This window comes from Stenotrophomonas genospecies 5, assembly GCF_054473825.1.
In genome coordinates this window covers 232,560-254,398 of sequence record NZ_JBTMUW010000002.1, presented here as the reverse complement: position 1 = coordinate 254,398, position 21,839 = coordinate 232,560, and the positions used below count along the sequence as shown (strand labels likewise).

14 protein-coding genes are annotated in these 21,839 nt (G+C 68.7%); 2 read left to right on the top strand and 12 right to left on the bottom strand.

From position 1 onward, the window contains the following. Positions 1–93: 93 nt before the first annotated feature. Positions 94–1,134, bottom strand: coding sequence for a ribonuclease H-like domain-containing protein (locus ACX9OW_RS16340; RefSeq protein WP_065174118.1), 1,041 nt, complete (start codon positions 1,132–1,134; stop codon positions 94–96). Further along, positions 1,131–3,620 carry a DEAD/DEAH box helicase gene (locus tag ACX9OW_RS16335; protein ID WP_065182089.1) on the bottom strand — a complete coding sequence of 830 codons (2,490 nt, stop codon included), beginning with the start codon at positions 3,618–3,620 and terminating at the stop codon, positions 1,131–1,133. The genes ACX9OW_RS16340 and ACX9OW_RS16335 overlap by 4 nt, the downstream gene beginning before the upstream one ends. Positions 3,621–3,924: 304 nt before the next feature. On the opposite strand from ACX9OW_RS16335, the gene ACX9OW_RS16330 reads away from it, so the two are divergent. Further along, on the top strand, positions 3,925–4,443 hold the full coding sequence (locus ACX9OW_RS16330; protein WP_065182088.1) for a hypothetical protein: 519 nt from the start codon (positions 3,925–3,927) through the stop codon (positions 4,441–4,443). Positions 4,444–4,461: 18 nt separating this feature from the next. Here ACX9OW_RS16330 and ACX9OW_RS16325 read toward each other — a convergent pair whose 3' ends face one another. From ACX9OW_RS16325 to ACX9OW_RS16285, 9 genes are read right to left on the bottom strand one after another with little or no spacing between them, the layout of a single operon-like run. Beyond that, positions 4,462–6,291 carry a hypothetical protein gene (locus ACX9OW_RS16325; protein ID WP_459062562.1) on the bottom strand — a complete coding sequence of 610 codons (1,830 nt, stop codon included), beginning with the start codon at positions 6,289–6,291 and terminating at the stop codon, positions 4,462–4,464. Further along, entirely contained in the window at positions 6,288–8,468 is a 2,181-nt protein-coding gene (locus tag ACX9OW_RS16320; RefSeq protein WP_459062561.1) for a hypothetical protein, read from the bottom strand. The genes ACX9OW_RS16325 and ACX9OW_RS16320 overlap by 4 nt, the downstream gene beginning before the upstream one ends. Continuing rightward, complete coding sequence (locus tag ACX9OW_RS16315) at positions 8,465–9,592, bottom strand: BatA domain-containing protein (protein WP_459062560.1); 1,128 nt, start codon at positions 9,590–9,592, stop codon at positions 8,465–8,467. The genes ACX9OW_RS16320 and ACX9OW_RS16315 overlap by 4 nt, the downstream gene beginning before the upstream one ends. Continuing rightward, on the bottom strand, positions 9,589–10,482 hold the full coding sequence (locus tag ACX9OW_RS16310) for a DUF58 domain-containing protein (RefSeq protein ID WP_065174124.1): 894 nt from the start codon (positions 10,480–10,482) through the stop codon (positions 9,589–9,591). The genes ACX9OW_RS16315 and ACX9OW_RS16310 overlap by 4 nt, the downstream gene beginning before the upstream one ends. Positions 10,483–10,489: 7 nt before the next feature. Continuing rightward, positions 10,490–11,473 carry an AAA family ATPase gene (locus ACX9OW_RS16305; RefSeq protein WP_053515950.1) on the bottom strand — a complete coding sequence of 328 codons (984 nt, stop codon included), beginning with the start codon at positions 11,471–11,473 and terminating at the stop codon, positions 10,490–10,492. Between the two features lie 13 nt (positions 11,474–11,486). Continuing rightward, positions 11,487–12,194, bottom strand: coding sequence for a DUF4159 domain-containing protein (locus ACX9OW_RS16300; RefSeq protein WP_065174125.1), 708 nt, complete (start codon positions 12,192–12,194; stop codon positions 11,487–11,489). Next, positions 12,194–13,528, bottom strand: coding sequence for a TldD/PmbA family protein (locus ACX9OW_RS16295; RefSeq protein ID WP_459062559.1), 1,335 nt, complete (start codon positions 13,526–13,528; stop codon positions 12,194–12,196). The genes ACX9OW_RS16300 and ACX9OW_RS16295 overlap by 1 nt, the downstream gene beginning before the upstream one ends. Positions 13,529–13,549: 21 nt before the next feature. Continuing rightward, positions 13,550–15,184 carry a TldD/PmbA family protein gene (locus tag ACX9OW_RS16290; RefSeq protein WP_074902370.1) on the bottom strand — a complete coding sequence of 545 codons (1,635 nt, stop codon included), beginning with the start codon at positions 15,182–15,184 and terminating at the stop codon, positions 13,550–13,552. 28 nt (positions 15,185–15,212) lie between these two features. Next, positions 15,213–16,844: a TldD/PmbA family protein gene (locus ACX9OW_RS16285; RefSeq protein ID WP_065182083.1), complete on the bottom strand. Its 1,632-nt coding sequence runs from the start codon at positions 16,842–16,844 to the stop codon at positions 15,213–15,215. A gap of 653 nt (positions 16,845–17,497) precedes the next feature. Between ACX9OW_RS16285 and ACX9OW_RS16280 the strand changes: the two genes are divergently transcribed. Continuing rightward, positions 17,498–18,112 carry a DUF938 domain-containing protein gene (locus ACX9OW_RS16280; protein ID WP_459062558.1) on the top strand — a complete coding sequence of 205 codons (615 nt, stop codon included), beginning with the start codon at positions 17,498–17,500 and terminating at the stop codon, positions 18,110–18,112. Between the two features lie 39 nt (positions 18,113–18,151). Here the strand turns inward: ACX9OW_RS16280 and ACX9OW_RS16275 are convergent, their stop codons facing one another. Further along, a complete protein-coding gene (locus ACX9OW_RS16275) occupies positions 18,152–21,838 on the bottom strand; it encodes an indolepyruvate ferredoxin oxidoreductase family protein (protein ID WP_193395716.1) in 3,687 nt (1,228 codons plus the stop codon). Position 21,839: the final 1 nt, after the last annotated feature.

Below are 21,839 nucleotides of genomic sequence, written 5' to 3'. Positions count from 1 at the left end.
GCCGCCTGGGGGTCCAGCGGCAGGGCATCATTCTGCCAACCCCATCGCATTCAGTCATAAAGTGACACCGTCCGCGAACACACAGGACCCGGCTCAGGCCATGCCGGGCGGCGCCTGCAGGGCGAGCAGTTCGCGCTCCTGTGCTTCCTCGCGGACCAGCCGCTGCAGCAGCAGGGCCAGGGTCACCACGTCCTGGTGATTGTGATCGGCCACCCGGCGCAGGTTCACCGCGTCGCCGCCGCGCAGGAACCGCAGCCACGCGCCCGGTGCCTCCGATCCCGGCAGATCGTCTTCGCGGATCACGCGCAGCAGCTGGCGCTCGATGGTGGACAGCCTGCAGTTCTCCCAGGTGCCACGATAGCGGCGGCGGGTCGGATACAGCAGGTCGACATGGTCCAGGGCACTGATCGGGTCGCGCTGGCGCGCCAGCCGGTAGCGCGCCTTCAGCAGGGGCGCATCGTAGCTGCGGCCGTTGTAGCTGCAGAACACCGTGGAGGGCTGCAGCCAGCCGGCGAAGGTGGCCAGCATCGCCTCTTCGGCAGCCATCGTCGATATCAGCAGCTGGCGGATGCGCAGGCCTTCGCCGCGCTGCGGGCAGGTGTACCAGTCGGCAGCACCGATCATGAAGGCGCGGGTACCGGTGCCGCCGGCCAGCCCGGTGGTCTCGGTATCGAAGAACAGCAGGTCGTGCGCGGCCACGTGCTCGTTCTCGCGCCGGGCGAACGCCAGCGACAGGGGAACCTTCGGAACCGGCTGCGGCTGCAGGGATTCGATCAGGAACAGGCCTGGCGCGATCTCCTCGCCGGGCAGCCGCCGGTCCTGTGCGGTCGCGTGCAGGGGCGCTGCGCTGCCGCGTGTGCGCAATCCCAGCAGGCGATGCAGGCTGCCGACGTGGGGCTGCCGCAACGGTGGCGTGGTGGGGGCGGGTGTCATGACGGCCGGGCCGGTCGGCTTGTGGCGGATCTCCTGTTCAACCCAGGCGAATACCGAGCGTTCGGCCGGTGGCTGCCGTGCATCATTGGCCGCTGCCGGGACGACCGCTGCGGGCGCCGCCGCCGTGACAGCCGGCGGCCCGGCCTTCGGGTCGCCCGCCTGCTTCCGCAGCAGACGCAGCTTGTCCAGGCTCAGGCTCACGGTGCCAGCAGCTCCACGGCGCCACGGGTGGCGGGCACCGCATCGGGCACGTGCTGGCAGGCGTCGGCATCGAACAGGTCCAGCACGCGCAATGCCAGTGCGCGCGGCGAGGTCTCGTCCTCCTCCTGCGCCGCCAGTACCGGGCCGACGCAGGCCGGACAGCCCGCCGTGCAGTCGCAGCGCTGCACGAGTTCGCGCGCGCGCTGCACCAGCTCCGCCTGGCGCTGCCACAGGGGTTCGCTCAGGCCGACGCCGCCCGGGAAGTTGTCGTACAGGTACACGGTCGGCACGAACACCTGCAGCAGCTCGACCGCGCCCGGATCGCCATCGCTGCCGCGCAGCTGGCCGCGGCCGCTCTGGTCGGCGACCGCGAACCATGCACCGTCGCCATTGCCGACCGACTTCTGCAGATCGCGTGCGTCGGCCATCACCGCCACCGTAGCGACGATGTGCAGCGCGTAGGCGGCACCCAGGAAGCCATCCAGCGCGTCTTGCCGGCTGGCGAACGCACGCAGCAGCAGCGCCTGCGGGAGCTGCCACCACACTGCGGTGGTGTGCAGTTCCTGGTCGGGCAGGTTGACCGGGCCGTAGCCGATGTTCTCGTGGGTGTAGTACCGGATCTTCTTGTAGCCGGCCACGCGGCGCACCACGTGCACCTCGCCGTGGTGCGAATCGCCGCGCCCGGCCACGCCGCCGTCGAAACGATCCAGCACCTTGAGCTTGGTGAAGTCGATGCTGTCGGTGTAGTAGTCCACGTGGGTGCGGGTGACGTAGGCCTTGCGCCCCTCCCAGTCCAGCGTCTCCACCTGGTACGGCGTGGACTGCACCATGTGGATGGCGCCCTCGTACAGGGTCAGCGCGGCGGCGGAGTAATCGACCTCGGCGATGATCTGCTGGCGGCCGTCGCTGCGGTCGACCACCACGAAGTTGCCGTCGGCCACCGCGCGCAGGCTCACCGCGTTGGCCGGATAGCTGTCGGCAATCCACTCCCAGCGCTCGCCTTCGCGATGGACCACGTCGGTCTCGGCCAGGGCTTCCAGGAACACCTCCGGATCGATCGGGCCGAAGCCATCGCCGACCCGGAACGGCAGCTCGAAGGCCGCGCAGCGGATGTGGTCGAACAGGATCAGTGGCTGGTCCGGGGCGATGCGCGCATGTTCGGGCGAGGCTTCGGCGAAGAAGTCCGGATGGCGTACCACGTACTGGTCCAGTGGCTGCGAACTGGCCACCATCACGCCCAGCGCGGGCTGCTGGCGGCGTCCGGCGCGGCCGAAACGCTGCCAGGTGGCGGCCACGCTGCCCGGATAGCCGTTGAGGATCACCACGTCCAGGCTGCCGATATCCACGCCCAGCTCCAGCGCCGAGGTGCTGACGATGCCATCGATGCTGCCCGCGCGCATGGCGCGTTCGGTCTCGCGACGCTCGGTGGGCAGGTAACCGCCGCGATAGGCGCGGATGCGCGGTGGCTTGCGCGGATCGTGGTCGAAGATGTCCTTCAGGTACTTGGTGAGCACTTCGACCATCAGCCGCGTCTGCGCGAACACCAGGGTCTTGAGGCCGGACTTGATCGCGATGCGGGCGATGCGGTTGCTCTGCGAACGCGCCGATGCACGCAGGCCCAGGTCCGGGTTGATGACCGGCGGGTTCCACAGCAGCACCTGCTTCGGTCCGCTGGGCGCACCGGATTCGGTGATGGCCGTGACCGGTGCTTCGATCAGGGCTTCGGCATGGGCCTGCGGATTGCCGATGGTGGCCGAGCACAGGATGAACTGGGGTTGCACGCCATAGAACGCACAGATGCGCTTGAGCCGGCGCAGCACGTTGGTGACATGGCTGCCGAACACGCCGCGGTAGGTATGCACTTCGTCGATGACGATATAGCGCAGGTTCTCGAAGAACTGCGCCCACTTGGTGTGATGCGGCAGGATCGCCTGGTGCAGCATGTCGGGATTGGATACCACGATGTCGCCATGCAGGCGGATCGCCTGCCGCGCGTCCCCGGGCGTGTCGCCATCGAAGGTGAACGCCTTCACCCCGAGATCGCCGGCGCGGTTGAGCTCCAGCAGTTCGGCCACCTGGTCCTGCGCCAGCGCCTTGGTGGGGAACAGGTACAGCGCCTTGGCGTTGTCCTGCATGGCCGCGCTGACCACCGGCAGGGTGTAGCACAGCGACTTGCCGCTGGCGGTTGGGGTAACGATGGCCACATGCTCGCCGCGCTGGCTGGCCTCCCAGGCCTCGGCCTGGTGGCTGTACAGCTGTTCGATGCCACGTGCCTTCAATGCGGCGGCAAGGGCCGGCGGTACCGATTCCGGAATGGGCGCATAGCGGCCCTCGCGGCCGGGGATGGCAAAGCTGCCGGTGATGCGGTCGTGGTAGCGGCGCTGCAGGCGCGCGCTGAGCAGGGCACCGTCGCGGGCGGGGAGACCGTCGCGGGTCGCGAGTTGCTGCTCCGCGTCGGCGGTGCGCTTGGCGAGTTCGTAGGCCATGGGTGCACGGATTCCAGGGGGGCACATGGCACCACAGATGGGTCTCAGGATGTGAGACCCCGCAGCGGGACGGAGTGAACCGTTCAGTGCGCGGGCGGCAGCCGGACGTCGAATCCAGTGAAACGCCTGCCGCGTGCGCCGGAACAACGGGCTGGCCCGCCTCGAACAAATGACAGGTGCACCTCGCGGGCGCGAACGTGCAATCCACTTCAGCGCGGGCTGAACAGCGCGCGCCGTTCCAACGAAATCTGAAGCCGCCATCCGTATCCTCAGGCGAAGGACGCAACCAACAGGGGCGGTAGGGGTGGCACGACGAGCAACGCAGGGAGCACTTCTGGCCGGCCTGGTGCTGGCCGGTACCGCGCAGGCGCAGCAGGCGCCATCCCCCGTATCGGTGGTGCCCGAACCCGGGCAGACCGTCGCCGCACTGCCGGAGCCTGTCGTGACCCCCGAAGGCACGCCCGCGCAGGGCAACGTCACCACCCTCGGCGAAGTGCGCGCGCTGAAGCCTGAAGACGATCAGCCACTGGATCTGTACCGCTTCAGGAACCCGGTGAAGATCGAGAACAACCGCTTCAGCCGCAACTGGAGTGAACCGCCGACGCCCGAGCAGGTAAGCATGGCCGGCGGCTACGTGATGATGGGCGTGGTCAAGGGCTTGCTGGCGGCGGGCAAGGGCTTGAACAAGATCACCGGGGGGCCGGATCAGATCCAGTCCGCCATCGCACGGCCACCGCCGGAACTGAGCGCGGAACAGCAGCGTCGCGCGCTGCAGTTCTGTGCGCAGCAGGAGGGTTGCGGTGGTGCACCGCCGCTGAAGTGAGCGAAGGATGGGGGGAAGCTATGCCGTACGGGCAACGCCAGGCGGCCGCCGTTCCAGCCACCACAGCAGCGACGCACACAGCACGAAGGCCAGCCACCATGGCCAGCGTGATCCCGGCACGGGCTGTGTCGCCTGTGCCTTGACCGGTGCGGAGGTGGCCAGGGCCTGCGCCGTCGCATCGATCATTCCCTGCCGGTGCAGCGCCGCTGCATCCGTCCTGTCGAACACATAGCGCCAGTAGGAGCGTTCGCCCTGCTGCAACCGGTGCCAACCGGCCTCGCGTGGCCACCAGCCGGCACAGCGTGCGCTGCCGGTACCGCCGTCCACGATCAGCGCCACCGACGCGCCCTGTGCATCGAACATCTGCAACGGCGCCTGCACATCGCACAGGGCCTGTCGTTCCCCGGCCCACGCAATCGGCTGCGGCGACCACGGCGCGGTGCTGCCGCCCTGCGCGCGCGCCAGGGTGCCGACCACATCGCTCCACAGCTCGCCATGGCGATCGTCGCGGCCGGCCAGCACCCAGCGCCACGTGTCGGTCAGCGGCAGCAGGCCGATGCGACCCTTGCCGGCATCGCGCCAGCCTCCGATGGCAGCGCCGCTGCGGTCGTGCAGCAGTGCGGTGGTGGCAGGCACCTGCAGCGCAAGCTGTTCCAAGGTGGGCAGCGCGGCGGCATGCGAATCACGATCAGCCTCTTCGCCATCGCGAGTAGGCAGCGTGCCGGACGCCAGCGGACCGCGTCGGGCTGCCAGCATCGCGCTGTCACCATCGCCGGGCAGCGTGACGCTGCGGCTGGCGCCATCGCCCTGCACGGGCAGGCCGAGCTCGCGCAGGCGTTGCCGCGCTCCGGCCGATGGCACGCCGGCACTGCGGACCAGCACACCCAGGCCCTCGTGCATGGCCTGGCGCACCGCTGCGAGCTGGCCACTCCCCAGCGTGGCCAGGCTGCGCTCGTCCAGCAGCAGCAGGTCGGTGCGCGCCAACGATGCCGCGTCCAGACCGACCTGACCTTCGCTGATGCTGAGGCCGGCGCCGGTGTCGGCCTGCATCTGCACGTCGATGCCGGCATCGGTGGCCCAGCGTCGCAGGTATTTCAGTTCGGGTCCCGGCGTGCCGGCGCGGATCTGCAGGCGGACCCGCGTGGCCGGCAGGGTCTGCTGGGGTACCGGAACGGTATCGACAACATGGCCTTCGCCATCCAGCAGGCGCAGGCGGAACACGCTGCGGCCTTCGGCACGGGCCACGCCACTCAGTCGTACCCGTCCGTCCTCGCCCAGCGGGGCGCGGTCGATCACCGTGTCAGCCGGGTCCAGCAGCTCAGCCTGTGCGCGGGGGACGCCGCGGGCCTGCGCCTGCACGTCGAAGCGCGCGCCAGGGGCGATATCCGCGGGCAGCTGCAGCGCGGTCCAGCCGCGAGGGGCGGGCGGTGCCTGCCAATGGACCTGCGCGGGCAGCGCGGCGTCGCGGTCGCGTGCCTCCAGGCCGGCGCCGACCAGGGTCAGCCGCGTCGAGGGATGCTGGCGCAGCGCCGTCGCCAGGTCCGGCACACGCTTCGCGCCCGGCACCTGGGTGGCTTCGGGCAACAGGAGGAGCGGTCCCTCGCTTGCCGGCTGCGCGCTGGCCCTTCCGGCATCGGCACCCAGCACCACCAGGCCCGCAGCGGGCTGCTGCCGTGCGGGCGGCAGCAGGCATGCGTACAGCAGTGCAGCGGCGATGACCTGCAGGCCGAGCACGGCCAACAGCGGGCCACGCGGTCGCACCGGTGCGCGCAGCTGGCGCGCGCTGGCGACGAGTACGATCAGCACCAGGACGAGCGCGACCCACAGAGCCGGTGCCGACAGGTTCATGGCTGCGCCTCCAGTGCATCCAGGTATCGCTGCCCCATCGCATCGGCCGCGCTGCGGCGTGTGGCCTGCGGCACGGGGCGCTGCAGCGCCCTCCACAGCTGTGACCGCAGGCGCTGCCGGCAGTCGGCACAGCCTGGCTCGATGCGCAACTGTTCGATGGCGGCCGCCAGGTCGAGCGCGTCGGGCAGGTAGGTCGCATTGCGCTGCTGCCAGCCCGCCAGCGCGTCCAGATCCGGCGTGCCGTTGCCGTCGCCCAGTCGCTGCCACGCCTCGACGATGGCCGGGTCCGGTGCCGTGCGTGCCGTCAGTGGCAGCTGTCGGCTGGCCAGCCCGGCGCGGTCACCGCCCAGGCGCCGGCCCTCATCGATGGGCGGAAGTTCCGGGCCAACGCGGGCCAGGTAGATGCGTTCGGCCTGCTGGACATGCTTGATGAATCCCAATGCCTTGTAGGCGTAGGGCAGCGCCTGCTCCGGGCGTCCCTGGCGCAGCTCGCCTTCGGAGGCCCACATCTGGTCGAGTGCCGCTTTCAACGTCGCGCGGGTCTGCGGATCGAGCAGGGTCGCCGCCTCGGCGTGGTCGTGCGTGTGGCCATACTCGGTCAGCACGTCCGTGGCGCTGCCGAACACCGGTGGCGTCTCGGCGTTGCCTGCGTTGCCGCCGTGGTCGTGGCCATGCGCGTCGTGGTCGCCGGCCTGCGGCTGCGCCGCGTGGTCGTGATCATGGTCGTGATCGTCGTCGTGATCGTCTGCGGTGGGAGTGTCACTGGTCGGCAGGTCGCTGGTTGGCGGCGGCTTCGGTGCGCCTTCGCTCTCTTCGCCAAGGAACTGGCCGTAGCGCAGGCGCAGGATGCGCTGGTCGACGCCGATGGCGTCGCTGCGCTTGACGAAGTCATCGGCGGCCAGGCTGCGCCGCTGGCGGATCAGCGCCTCCGCATCGAGGATGATCTGCCGTTGGCTGCGGAAGTAGGCCGGCAGGGTCTTCTTGATGCGGCCTTCCAGCTCGGCGCCCAGCACCGCCTCGCTGCTGGGCAGGCGCAGGATCACGCTGCTGCTGCGGCCGGTCTGGGGTGTCGGGGCATGGTTGTCGCGCACCTCCAGCTGGGCGATCACATCGTTGCCGGGCTGCGCTCCCAGTGCACCCAGATCCAGCGTGTGAGCGAACCGTCGCGCCGTTGCTTCGCCACTGCCGGTGAGCGTCACGCTGCGCTGGACGAAGGTGATGTTCTCGCCGCTGCCCTGGGTGAGGGTGATCGACAGGCGGGCCTGCGTGGCCACGCCGTGATCGTCGCTGGCCTCGAAGCGCAGTGCCCACTGCCGCTGCCCGGGCGTGCCCAGTACCAGGCTGGCAGCGGGCTCCAGCACGCGTACGGTCGGGGCGCGGTCCGCCACCACGTCCAGGCGGTACAGGCGTGTCGTGGCCAGTGCCGGTTCGCTGACCACGCGGTACAGCACCGGTGCACGGGCCACATCCTGCGCCTGCCAGTGGCCGTCGCGTTCGGTCAGCGGCACGCGCCGGCCATCGTGGAACTGCAGCCATGCGCTGCGGGGCGCACGATCGAAGCGCAGCGACCACGACAGGCGGCTGTCGGCGGCGACCTTGGCATCGAGTGCGTTCTGGTTACGGGGTGGTTGACCCGTATAGGCCGGAGCCTCGATGCGCAGGCGGGTGGACTGCAGCTGCAACGGGCCCGCAGCGGCCGGGTCAGCGGGGCGCGACGAGGACATGCCCGGCATGGACGGACCGGACCGTGGCCAGCCCAACGCAAGCAGTGCGACGGCGACACCCCCGACCCAGCACAGCAGCAACGCGCCGCGCGGCCAGCGCGGGCGCAGTTCCGGCATGGCGCGTTCGAGCGCGGCCTGCACATGGTCGCGCTGGCGCTGCTGCAGCGGATTGAGTACGGCCGGATCGGCGAACAGCAGGTCGGCGCTGTCTTCGCTGGCCCCGCTGCCGTCAAGCCGGCGCTGCACCCAGTGGCGGTCCAAGCGGCGGGCACGGACCGTGGCCAGCACCGTGCAGGCGAGCAGAGTGGCGGTAGCAACGATGCAGGCGATATCGAAACCGCCCAGGCGCAGTGCAAGTGTGGTCGCCGCCAGCGCCCACGGCAGTCCCAGCAGCAGAGTGATGGCGCCGCTGCGGCGCCGTGCGCGCTGCCAGGCGCGTTGCAGCATCGTCATGCGGGCAGCCTCCGTCGCGTGTTGCTGGCCATCCAGCGCTCCAGTGCGAACAACAGCACGATTGCCAGCAGCAGCCAGGCGGTGGGCTCACGCACGGCAGGCGTGGCAGCCGGCAGGGCGACCTGGCGCGGTGCGTGATCCTGCGCATCGCCTGAGCGCGGCGGCGGCGCGGGTTGCAGCGCCTGCAGCAGGGTGTGCGGCAGGCGGGCATCGCGCAGCGCGGCATTGCCTGCGGCGTTCCATTCGCCGGGCAGGGACAGCAGGCGGCCGTGGCCAACGCGCTGCTGCCACAGCAGCGTCGCGCCCTCGGCGTCGCGCAGCAGCGCGCGTGCATCCGCTGCCGGCCGGGCGGCGGTCAGCACGCTGCCACCGGCCTGCAGCCATGCCTGCCAGTGAGCGGGCAGCGCATCGGCGCGGCTCCAGACACCGACTTCACCCGAAGCGGGCAGCGCATCCGCAGGCAAGGCGGGCGCGGGTGATCGGGTGCCCCATGCGCGCTGCAGCGCAGCCAGCCAGCGCTGTGCCGCGGCCGGGGCATCAGCGTGCATGCGCAGTTGCGGCAGCGGGGTGGGCGCGGCCGTTGCAGCAGTCGCACGGGGATGTGTCTGCCATTGCACCGCCCGCGAGAGCTGCAGGCGCATGCCGTCGAGGCCGGGCAGCGGATCGGGCACGTGCACGGTCAGCGCGGTGCCGGTCGGCAGCTGCGCATCCAGTTCGCGCAGCAGGCTGGGCAGGGCCACATCCGTGGCCGGTGGTGGCTGGTCGATGGTGGGGAATCCGGGCGCAAGCCAGCGCCAGTTGTCGTCGCCGGCAGGAGCGCCGGCATGCAGCGCGGTCGCATCCAGACCGGGTGCGACGACCGTCCATGCGCCGGTAGCCGGCGCCGGTCCGGTCAATGCCGGCCGCGCCAGCAGCACGGCCAGCGCGGCAAGCAGCAGCAACCGCACCAGCAGCAGCGGCCAGTCATCGAAGCGAATGCGCTGGCGCGGGCGGATCCGTGCACGCAGCCAGCGCAGCGCGGCGAAGTCCAGCGGCGTGTAGGGATGGCGACGCGCGAGATGGATCAGCAGCGGCAGCAGCCACGCCGCCAGTGCGGCCAGCCCGAGCGGAAACAGCAGGCTCACGCGCCGCCCCCGCGGCCGAACAGCGCCTGCAGCGGCTGGTCCACCGGTTGATCGAGCCAGCCGGTGGCACTGGCGATGCCACTGGCCTGCAGCCGCAGGTGCAGTGCTGTGTGTGCAGCGGTGAAACGCTGCAGGTAGTCGGCGCGGATCGCCGCGCCATCGCCGAGCAGTTCCTCGCCGGTTTCAGGGTCGCGGAACCGATGGCCGGCATCGAATGGGAAGTCGCGCTCGTCGGCGGTCAGCACCTGCAGCAGCAGTACCTCGCGGCGTGCACTGGCCAGCTGCTCCAGCAGCACGATGCCGGCGTCATCAAAGCCATCGCCGATGGCCAGCAGCAGGTCGCCCGGGCGAACGCGCTCCCACAGCGGGCGCAGCGTGTCACGGGCGGGCCAGCCGCCTCGTGGCTGCAGGGCATGCAGTTGCAGGTGCACGCGGTCGCGCTGGCGTGCGCCCTGCGCTGCGGGTACCAGCTGCAGGCCGTCGCCGGTGACGGTCAGCAGGCCGAAATGATCGCCCTGCTGCAGTGCCAGCTCGCAGACACAGGCGGCCAGCATGCGCATGTGATCCAGGCGGCTGCGTGCCGGCGCGCCACGGTCGGACTGGCCGGCCGATGCGGTGGCATCGAGCAGCAGCCATACCGTGATCGGGCTTTCGCGCTCCGACTCGCGCACGAAGAAGCGGTCCGAGCGCGCGTACAGTTTCCAGTCGATCTGGCGCAGTTCATCGCCGGGTTCGTAGGCGCGGTACTGGGCGAATTCCAGGCCGGCGCCACGACTGCGGCTCGCGTGCTGGCCGATGCCGCTCGCGCCGCTGGCCAGACGTGGCCGCAACCGCAGCGCGCGCAGGCGCGCTCGCAGTTCGGGAGGCAGGACCAGCGTGCCAGCACTCACGCGTGGATCACCCGGGGAACGGCACGGCGTGCAGCAGAGCGGCGACCACGTCGTCGGCGCGCTTCTGTTCGGCTTCGGCGGCGAACGACAGCAGCAGGCGGTGGCGCATCACCGGTGCAGCCAGGGCCTGCACGTCCTCGCGGGTGGCGGCGAAGCGGCCCTGCAGCAACGCGCGCGCCTTGGCCGCGAGCACCAGCGATTGCCCGGCGCGTGGTCCCGCACCCCACTTCACCCACTGGTTGATCGCCGCGGGCGCTTCCGGCCCGGGTCGGCTGGCACGCACCAGCCGCGTGATCCAGGCCAGCACATCGGGGCTGACGTGCACCTGGCGCACTGCCGCCTGCAGGGCGATGACCGCAGCGGCGTCCATCACCTTCGGCACCGCCTCGCCGGCACCGCCGGTGGTCTGTTCCAGGATCTGGCGCTCCTCGGCCTCGCTGGGGTAATCGACCAGGACGTGCAGCAGGAAGCGGTCCAGCTGGGCCTCCGGCAGCGGATAGGTACCGGCCTGTTCGATCGGATTCTGCGTGGCCAGCACGAAGAACGGCGCGGGCAGCGCATAGGTGGTGCCGGCATAGCTGACGGTGCGTTCCTGCATGGCTTCCAGCAGCGCGGCCTGGGTCTTGGGCGGCGTGCGGTTGAGCTCATCCGCCAGCAGCAGATTGGTGAAGACCGGCCCCTGCTGGAAGCGGAAATGACGATGGCCGGTGCCGTGGTCTTCCTCCAGCAGCTCGGTACCCAGAATGTCGCTGGGCATCAGGTCCGGCGTGAACTGCACGCGTCGGAACTGCAGCTCCAGCGCCTGCCCCAGCGAACGCACCAGCAGGGTCTTGCCCAGGCCGGGCGCGCCTTCCAGCAGGCAGTGGCCGCCGGCCAGCAGTCCGATCAGCAGCTGCTCGACCACCGTGTGCTGGCCGACCACGGCACGGGCCAGGGCGGCGCGCAGATCGTGCAGGCGCGGCAGCAGGGAATCGAGATCAGGGCGGGTCATGGGGGGCTCTCACTCAATTGTTCAATGCGTACATCACGATGTTGACGCCGAAGCGCGTGTTGTCCTCGGCCAGGAAGCGCTTGTTGCGCCAGTCGTAATCCCACTCGCAGCCATAATCCTTGTTGCTGTACAGCACGCCCAGGCGGCCATCGACCTCGATGCCCTTCAGATAGTCGTGCACCAGATCGTCGCCCCAGCCGTTCAACTCGAAGCTGGTGGCCGGTGGTCCATCGGGGAAGCGGAAGAAGCTGCGGTACAGCGCGTGGCTGTTGGGCAGCTTCTGCAGCGCCCTGGGCCCGAACAGGCGGCCCATCTGCGCCTCGAAGGAGGTTGCGAACAGGCCATCGATGTCATGGTTGCAGTCATCGACGAAGACGAAGCCTCCGTTGCGCACGTAGCGCACGAAGTTCTGCCGCTCGGCCGCGTTGAATTCCACCAGCGTGTGCCCGGCCAGGTAGCAGAAGGGCGCTTCCAGCATGCGTGGGTCGGCCAGTGCCACCACGTGTTCCTGCGGGTCCACGCGCAGCGAGGTGTAGTCGATCAGCGAAGTGATCAGGTTGGACGGCATGCGCGCGTCCACGTCCCAGTCGCCCGAGTCGTACTGCAGGCGGGTGAACCAGAAGTCGTAGCGCGAACTGCGCGGGCCTGCCTGTGCCCAGGCCGGAAGCGCGGCCGCCGAAGCGGCAGCAGCCAACCAGCGCAGGCAGGCCCGGCGATCCATCAGACGGCGTCGGACAACGAGGTGAAGGTGAAATCGCGCAGCTTCATCGGCGGGATCATCATCACGAAGCTCGACTCGTCGCCGGCCACGCGCACCGGCTTGCCCAGCTCTTCGATGTTGTTGAGCATGATCACCGGCGATTCGTTGAAGCGGAAGTTCTTCACCGGGTGCTTGATCTGGCCGTTCTCGATGTAGAAGGTGCCGTCACGGGTCAGGCCGGTCAGCAGCACGGTCTGCGGATCGACCATGCGGATGTACCAGGTGCGGGTGACCAGGATGCCCTTCTGGGTGCCACGCACCAGCTCGGCGGTGCTCTTCTCGCCACCGCTCATCAGCAGGTTGCCCGGCGTGGCCTTGGCGGTCTTGCCCTGCTTCTGCGCCCAGAAGCGCGAGTAGTCCAGGTTGGCCACCTTGCCGTTCTCGATGATGGCCAGGCGCTCGCGCGGCATGCCCTCGTTGTCCCACGGCAGCACCGGCGCTTCCGGGTGCCACGGATCGGCATACATGTTCACGCGTGGGTCGTAGACCTGCTCACCGAGCTTGTTGCCGCCGCCCTTCTTCGACAGGAAGCTGCGGCCTTCGTCGGCCGAGCGCGCACTGAAGAAATTCATCATGAAGCTGATCAGGCCTGCGGCCGCGGCCGGCTCCAGGATGACCGTGTACTTGCCCGGCTCCAGCGCCCTGGCTTCGGCCGACTCGGTGGCCTTGCGCATGGCGATGCGGACATCCTGGTCGGCCTTGAAGTCCGCCGCGTCCTTCAGGTTGCGGCCGACCCAGCCCGATCCGCGGCCGTCCTCGGTACGCACGGTGCAGGTGTAGTCGAAGTTGGTGGTGCGCTGGTAACCGAAGTTGCCGTTGCTGTTGGCAGTGGCGTAGAAGCCCTGGCCATCTTCAAGGAAGCCTGCGGCAATCAGTCCGTTGCCACGGCAGGGCGCGATCGAATCGGCGGCCACCTTGGCGCGGAATGCCGGATCGATGGCGGCGGTGGACTCGCTGAAGGTCGGGCTCGGCCGGTAGGTCTGCTTGCCGATGGCGGGCATGAACTCCGGGTTCTCCGGTGCCAGGCGGGCCAGATCCTCGGCGCGGCGCACCACGCGTTCCAGTGCGGCGTCGTCGAACTCGTTGATCGAGGCGGTGCCCACTCGCTTGCCGAAGGCCACGGTAACGGCAAGCTCGGTGTTGTCCACGATGCCGCTGGTGGAAACGTTGTTCAGGGCGAAACGGATGTTGCCGGCGATCGATCCCGCCAGCACGGCGGTGCATTCATCGGCCTTGGACAGGGCGATGACCTTGTCGAGGATGGCCTTGGCCTGGGCTTCGGTGAAGATACTCATGGTGTAAGGGCTCCTGACCGGTCAGCCGAGGCTGCGTGCGGTGTTGATGACATTGATGCCGTTGAAGCGTGCGGTCGACGAGCCGTGCGAAACCGCCGAGACCTGGCCCGGCTGGCCCTTGCCGTCGAAGAACGAGCCGCCCAGGCGGTAATCGCGTTCGTCGGCCACGGCGGTGCAGGCGTTCCAGAACTCCGGCGTGCGGATCTGGTAGGCCACGTCCTCCAGCATGCGGGTGATCTGGCCGTTCTTGATCTCGTAGAACAGCTGGCCGCCGAACTGGGCGTTGTAGCGCTGCTGGTCGATCGAGAACGAGCCGTCGCCGATGATGTAGATGCCGTTCTCCACGTCCTTGATCAGGTCCGGCACGCTCAGCGGCGTCTTTCCCGGCGCCATCGACACGTTGGCCATGCGCTGGAACTGCACGCTGGACCACGAGTCGGCATAGCAGCAGCCATCGGACTCGGTCTTGCCGAGGATGTGGGCCTGGTCGCGGATGGTCTGGTAGTCGACCAGCTTGCCGTTGCTGATCAGGTCCCAGCGCTTGCACTTCACGCCTTCATCGTCGTACGCGACCGCGCCGAGGCTGCCCGGCTGGGTCTTGTCGGCGAACACGTTCACCAGCTCGCTGCCGTACTGGAAGCGCTGCTCGCGCTTGTCCAGGGTGGCGAAGCTGGTGCCCGCGTAGTTGGCCTCGTAGCCGAGCACGCGGTCCAGCTCCAGCGGATGGCCGATCGACTCGTGGATGGTCAGCCAGGTGTGCGACGGGTCCAGCACCAGGTCGTACTTGCCCGGCTTCACCGACGGCGCCTTCAGTTTCTCCTGCGCCTGCTTGGCGGCCGCGATGGCGTCCTCCTTCATGTCGTAGGAGGAGCTGTAGTTGACCACGCCGTTGGGGCTGACGACCTTGCCGGCGGCGGCGCCGTCCAGATACTCGTAGCCCAGGCCCATCGGCGCAGACAGGCCTTCGCGGGTGCGGAACTTGCCACTGGTCTTGTCGATGGCGGTGACGGTCATCGGTGCCCAGATGCGGTGCACGTCCTGGTCGATGTAGGAGCCATCGGTGGACGCGAAGTACTTCTGTTCATTGACCAGGAACAGCATCGAATTGACGAAGCTGGCACCGGCGCCGATCGCTGCGGCATTGACGTCCAGCAGCAGGTCGACCTTCTCCTTGATCGGCACCTCCATCGCATTCTTGCGGATCGGCGTGCGCCAGCTGACCTCGCCCACGCCGGGCGTGCTGGCCAGCTGCACCGGCGCGCTCTGCACGCCTGCGTTGGCCTTGGCGATGGCCGCAGCCTGCTGGGCGGCCCTGGCCACGTCGGCAGTACCCAATGCGTTGGTGGCGGCGAAGCCCCAGGCACCGTTGACGATCACGCGGATGCCCACACCGGTGGACTCGGTGTTCACCACGTTCTGCACCTTGTCTTCGCGGGTGATCACGAACTGCCGCAGATAGCGGCCGATGCGCACGTCGCAGTAGGTGGCGCCGGCACTGCGGGCGGCCTGCAGGGCAGCATCGGCCAGGCGCTTCTTCAGCGCGGGGTCAAGGCTGGACTGCAGCTGCTCGGCGGCGATCACTTTGCCGAAGAAGGACGGCACGATCAGGCCGCCCGCGGTAAGCCCGGTCAGGGCCAGGAAGTCACGTCTGTGCAAGGCTGCTCTCCATGAACGATGGGGTGGCTCAAGCGCCGAGACTGCGCGCGGTGTTGATGATGTTGATGCCGTTGAAGCGGGTGGTGGACGAACCGTGCGACACCGCCGAGACCTGGCCCGGCTGGCCCTTGCCGTCGAAGAACGAGCCGCCAAGGCGGAAGTCGCGTTCGTCGCAGATGGCCGTACAGGCGTTCCAGAACTCCGGCGTGCGGATCTGGTAGGCCGCGTCCTCGACCATGCCGGCGATCTTTCCGTCCTTGATCTGGTAGTACAGCTGGCCGCCGAACTGCGCGTTGTAGCGCTGCTGGTCGATGGAATAGGAACCACGGCCGTGGATGTAGATGCCGTTCTCCACGTCCTTGATCATGTCCTCCACGCTCAGTGGCTGCTTGCCCGGCGCCAGTGAGACATTGGCCATGCGCTGGAACTGCACGCTGGACCAGGAATCGGCGTAGCTGCAGCCATGCGACGCATCGCGGCCGAGGATGTGTGCCTCATCGCGCGTGGCCTGGTAATCGACCAGGATGCCGTCGCGGACCAGGTCCCAGCGCAGCGTCTTGACGCCCTCGTCGTCATAGCCGACGGCACCGAGGCTGCCCGGTTGGGTCTTGTCGGCAAAGAAGTTGACGATGTCGCTGCCCCAGCGGAAGCCCGCATCGCGCTTGTCCAGGGTGGCGAAGCTGGTGCCGGCGTAGTTGGCCTCGTAGCCCAGCACGCGGTCCAGCTCCAACGGATGGCCGACGTTCTCGTGGATGGTCAGGAACAGGTTGGAGGGATCCAGTACCAGATCGTACTTGCCGGGCTTCACCGACGGCGCCTTCAGCTTCTCGCGCGCATGCCGCGCCGCTGCGATCGCATCTTCAACCGGATCGTAGGAGTCGCGGTAGGCGGTGATGCCGCCGGGCAGCTGCACCTTGCCGCGCGCGTCGCCATCGAGGAACTCGTAGCCCATGCCCATCGGCGAGGACAGACCGGCGCGGGTGCGGAACTTGCCGGTGGCCTTGTCGATGGCGGTGGCCGTGAAGGGCAGCCAGATGCGATGGATGTCCTGATCGATGAACGAGCCGTCGCTGGAGGCGAAGTACTTCTGTTCGTTGACCAGGAACAGGGTGGAATTGATGTAGTCGGCACCGGCGTTCATCGCCGCCGCATTCAGGCTCAGCAGCAGGTCGACCTTGTCCTGGATCGGCACTGCCATCGCGTTCTTGCGGATCGGGGTCTTCCAGCTCACATCGCCGACGCCGGTGACCGGTGCCAGCTGCACCGGCCGGCTCTGCAGGGGGGCGTTGGCGCGTGCGATGGCGGCGGCCTGCCCGACGGCGGCCAGGACCGCGGCGGGGGTCTGCTCGCGGGTGGCGGCGAAGCCCCATGCACCGTTGACGATGACCCGGATGCCGATGCCGGACGACTCGCTGTTGGTGACGTTCTGCACCCGCGCTTCGCGGGTGATCACGGCCTGGTTGAGGTAGCGGCCGATGCGCACATCGCAGTAGGTCGCCCCGGCCCGCTTGGCAGCGGCCAGCGCGGCCTCGGCCAGCACCTTCCTGCGGGCCATGTCGCCCGGTTCGAGCAGCTGCTCGGCGGCGATCAACCGCGCGTGCGGCAGCAGCAGGCCGGCCATGCCCAGACCGGATAAAGCCAGGAACTCACGTCGTTGCACAGCGCTCTCTCTCACTCGCGTGCGGCCGGCAACGGGCCAAGCCGATCACGTCAACTGCTCGACTTTCGCCAGCGGAGGGCAATCAGCACAAGTGACTGCAGTCATGGGTGGGGCGCGGCAGGGCTTGCCGCCCTGCACCTGCTGGAATCAACGTCAACGTCAAAAGCGGGCATTCCGTGGGATGGCGGGGCGCTGTGGGTTTGCGGGGGCGCCGTAAACCCGTCCATGGGGGCTTGGTCGCCGCATCCATGCGGCTCACACCCCGCAAACCCACAGCGCCCCACCTTCGACAGTTGGCCGGCGGCCAGCAGATCCACGCCATGCATGGACGAAAGCTGTTGGATATCGAATCAAATTCCGGGGTCAGATCCGTTTTCCTGTGGAAAACGGATCTGACCCCAAGAGTATTTCCGACAGATCGCGGCCAACTGTCGAAGGCGGGGTGGGTCCGGTTGCGGGGGCGTGAGCGCCATGGATGGCGCGACCGAGGCTACAGGGACGTATTCACGCCGTCCCCCGCAACCGGACCCACCCCGCCAACCCACGGATAGTCCGCTTTTGACGTTGATGTTGCTTCGGTGGGTGCAGGGCGCAGCCCTGCCGGACACCCTCCCTCGTGCACAATGGCCCGACCCCGTCCGGATGCCGTCCCGATGTCGAGCAAGCCGTATTCAGAAGCCTGCGAACGCAACCGCGAACCGATCGCTGCCGCGCTCGATCCGTGGATGGGCGACCGCCACCGGGTACTGGAGATCGGCAGCGGCACCGGCCAGCACGCCGTGTTCTTCGCCGAACGCTGGCCCTGGCTGCGCTGGCAGCCCAGTGATCACCCGGACCATCTGCCGGGTATCGAGGCGTGGCGCGCCGAGGCGGCACTGCTGAACCTGCTGCCGCCGGTGGCGCTGCAGGTGGAACTGCCACCGGCAGCAGGGCTGTCGTTGCCCGAGGGCAGCCTGTTCGACGCCGCATTCAGTGCCAATACGCTGCACATCATGAGCTGGGACCATGTGCAGGCCCTGTTCGCCGCGTTGCCGTCGGTGCTGCGACATGGCGCACTGCTGGCGGTGTATGGCCCCTTCAACTACGGCGGCCGCTACACCAGTGACAGCAATGCGCGGTTCGATGCCTGGCTGAAGGCGCGGGATCCGCGCAGCGGCGTCCGCGATGCGGAGGCCGTGCAGGCGCTGGCCGCGGAAAGCGGCTTCACCCGCCTGCGCGATGTGGCGATGCCGGCCAACAACCGCCTGTTGGTGTGGCGGTTGGGCTAGGCAACCGCCGCGGCTGACGGTGGCCGGTGCTCCTCCGGCTCAAGCCACCTGCACGATATGCAGCGCCTTCGGGTTGCGCCACTGCGCCAGCAGCGCAGCTTCCCGCGCCTTGGCGCTCTCCACATGCGCTTCCTTGACGTGGCCGAAGCCGCGGATGTGCTCGGGGATGCTGGCGATCTCCACGGCCAACGCCAGGCGACCGTCATCCAGCCCGTCCAGCAGCAGCTGCACGGTGGCTTCGTAGTCGCCGATCAGCTTGCGCTCCATGCGGCGCTCGGCAGTGCGGCCGAACACATCGAAGGCACCGCCCCGCAGGAACTTCAGCTTCGCCAGCAGGCCGAACGCCTTGAACATCCACGGACCGTACTCCTTCTTCTGCAGCCGGCCCTGTTCATCCTTCTTCGCGAACAGCGGCGGCGCCAGATGGAAGCGCAGCTGGTAGTCACCCTCGAACTGCTGCTGCAGCCGGCGCTGGAAATCACCGCTGGTGTACAGGCGGGCGACTTCGTATTCGTCCTTGTAGGCCATCAGCTTGAACAGATAGCGGGCCACGGTCTCGGTCAGCGCGGTCGAGCCGCCGATGCGCTCGCGTTCGGCGGCGCGCACGCGTTCGACCACGCTGCGGTAGCGATCGGCGTAGGCGGCGTCCTGGTAGTCGACCAGGAACGCGGCGCGGCGTTCGATCATTTCATCCAGCGAGCGCGACAGGCGCGCGTCGTCCAGCGGCAGGAAGGCAACCTCGCCGCCATGCGAGGGCAGGCCACGCAGTTCGCGTTCGTCGCCGGTGTTGCGTGGCGCAGCGGTGGCACCCCACTCGTTGCCTTCCCACTCGCCCGGTGGCAGCGGATGCAGCGGGCCGGGCGTGGATTCCGTATCGGTATGGCGGTTGCGCACCAGGCCGGCGGCCTCCTGCACGGCCTGCGGATCGATCGCCGCCAGCCGGCCCCAGGCGAAGGCCTGCTGGTTCATCGCCACCGCCGCGCCGTTGAGCTCGATGGCACGCATCAGCGATTCGAACGACAGCGGCACCAGGCCCTGCTGCCAGGCGTAGCCGAGGATGAACAGGTTCGCGGCGATCGCATCGCCCAGCAGCGCCGTGGCCAGTTGGGTGGCATCGAGCAGCAGCGGCTCATCGCCGCCCAGCGCCACGCGCACGCCAGCGATGATGTCGGCCGCCGGGAACTGCATGTCGGGACGGGTGGTGAACGTGCCCGGCATCGCTTCGTAGGTGTTGAGCACGACCTGCGAGCGGCCCGCGCGCACCTTCGACAGTGCCCAGTAATCGTTGACCACCACCATGTCGCAGCCCAGTACGAGGTCGGCCTCACCGGCGGCGATGCGCACGGCGTGGATGTCCTCCGGCCGGCGTGCGATGCGGATGTGGGTGGTCACCGCGCCGCCCTTCTGCGCCAGGCCGGTCTGGTCGAGCACCGTGGCGCCCTTGCCTTCGAGGTGGCCGGCCATGCCCAGCAACGCGCCGATGGTGACCACGCCGGTACCGCCCACGCCGGTGATGAGGATGTTCCAGGGCTGCTCCAGGCTGCCGCGCACCGTCGGCGCCGGCAGGTTGTCCAGCAGGGACGATGCATCGCGCCGGTTGCCCTTTCGCGGCTTCCCGCCATGCACCGTGACGAAACTCGGGCAGAAGCCATTCACGCACGAGTAGTCCTTGTTGCAGTTGGACTGGTCGATCTCGCGCTTGCGCCCGAACTCGGTTTCCTTCGGCAGCACCGATACGCAGAAGCTCTTCTTGCCACAGTCGCCGCAGCCCTCGCAGACCAGCGAGTTGATCATCACGCGCTTGGCGGGATCTTCCAGCTTGCCGCGCTTGCGGCGCCGCCGCTTCTCGGTGGCGCAGGTCTGTTCGTAGATCAGGATCGAGACCCCCTTCACCTCGCGCAGGCGCTTCTGCACCTCGTCCAGCGCGCTGCGGTCGTGGAACTCGACGTCACTGGGGAAATGCTCGCGCTGGCGGGTCCACTTGGCGATGTCGTCGGACAGCACCACGATGGTGTGGATGCCTTCGGCGCGCATCTGCCGGGCGATATCCGGCACGCTGAGCGGGCCATCCACCGGCTGGCCACCGGTCATCGCCACTGCATCGTTGTAGAGGATCTTGTAGGTGATGTTGACGCCGGCCGCGATCGCCTGGCGGATCGCCAGCGAGCCGCTGTGGAAATAGGTGCCGTCGCCCAGATTCTGGAACACGTGCGGGGTATCGGTGAACGGCGCCTGCCCTGCCCAGGTCACGCCTTCGCCACCCATGTGGGTGAACGTGTCGGTGCTGCGGTCCATCCAGGTCACCATGTAATGGCAACCGATGCCGGCCAACGCACGTGAACCGTCCGGCACCGTGGTGGAGGTGTTGTGCGGGCAGCCCGAGCAGTAGTGCGGTACGCGCGGGAAGCTGGCGCGCGGCAACGCGAGCTCGGCCTCCTTCTGCTGCATCCACTGCAGGCGCTGTTCGATCGACTCGTTGTTGAAGAACCGCTGGATGCGCCGGCCGATCACGCCGGCGATGGTGGCCGGGGTCAGCTCGCCGGTGGACGGCAGGATCCATTCACCGGCTTCGTCGTACTTGCCGACGATGGACGGGCGCGGGCCCCAGCTGGCCGGCCAGTTGAAGAACTGCTCCTTCATCTGCCGCTCGATGAAGGCGCGCTTCTCCTCCACCACGATGATGTCGTCCAGGCCCTGCGCGAAGCGGGCAATGCCTTCCGGCTCCAGCGGCCAGGTCATGCCGACCTTGTAGACGCGGATGCCGATGTCGGCGCAGGCGGCCTCGTCCAGGCCCAGGTACTCCAGTGCCTGCAGCACATCCAGGTAGCTCTTGCCGGTGGTGACGATGCCCAGCCGTGCACGCGGCGCGTCCATCACCACCCGGTCGATGCCGTTGGCGCGGGCGAAGGCCTGCGCCGCCTTCACGGCATAGCGGTGCAGGCGCATCTCCTGGTCCAGCGGCGGGTCCGGCCAACGGATGTTGAGGCCGCCGGCCGGCATCGGGAAGTCGTCCGGCAGCACGATGCGACGCGCCAGCGGATCCACGTCGACCGATGCCGACGATTCCACCGTCTCGGCGATGGTCTTGAAGCCGACCCAGCGCCCGGTATACCGGCTCATCGCCCAGCCGAGCAGGCCCATGTCGAGAATGTCCTGCACGCCCGCCGGATTCAGCACCGGCATCATCGCGCTGACGAATTCGTCCTCGCTGCCGTGCGGCAGGGTGGAGCTGCGGCAGGCATGGTCATCGGCCGCCAGCGCCAGCACGCCGCCATGACGGGACGTGCCTGCCGCATTGGCGTGCTTGAAGACGTCGCCGCAGCGGTCCACGCCCGGGCCCTTGCCGTACCACATGCCGAACACGCCCTGCACGTTGGCGCCGGGGAACAGGTTGGTCTGCTGGGTACCCCAGACCATGGTGGCGCCCAGGTCCTCGTTCAGGCCCGGGGTGAACTTCACCCGCGCGGCCTCCAGGTGCGTGCGGGCGCGCCACAGCTCCAGATCGAAGCCGCCCAGGGGGCTGCCGCGGTAGCCGCTGATGAACCCCGCGCTGTCGATGCCTTCGGCGGCATCCCGCAGCCGCTGCATCAGCGGCAGCCGCACCAGCGCCTGCACCCCGCTCAGGTAGATCCGTCCCTCGTTGCGGGTGTACTTGTGATCGAGCGTGTAATCACGGTCGATCAGGTCGGCGGAAGAGGGCGAGGTGAGTTGCGCGGTACTGGTCATG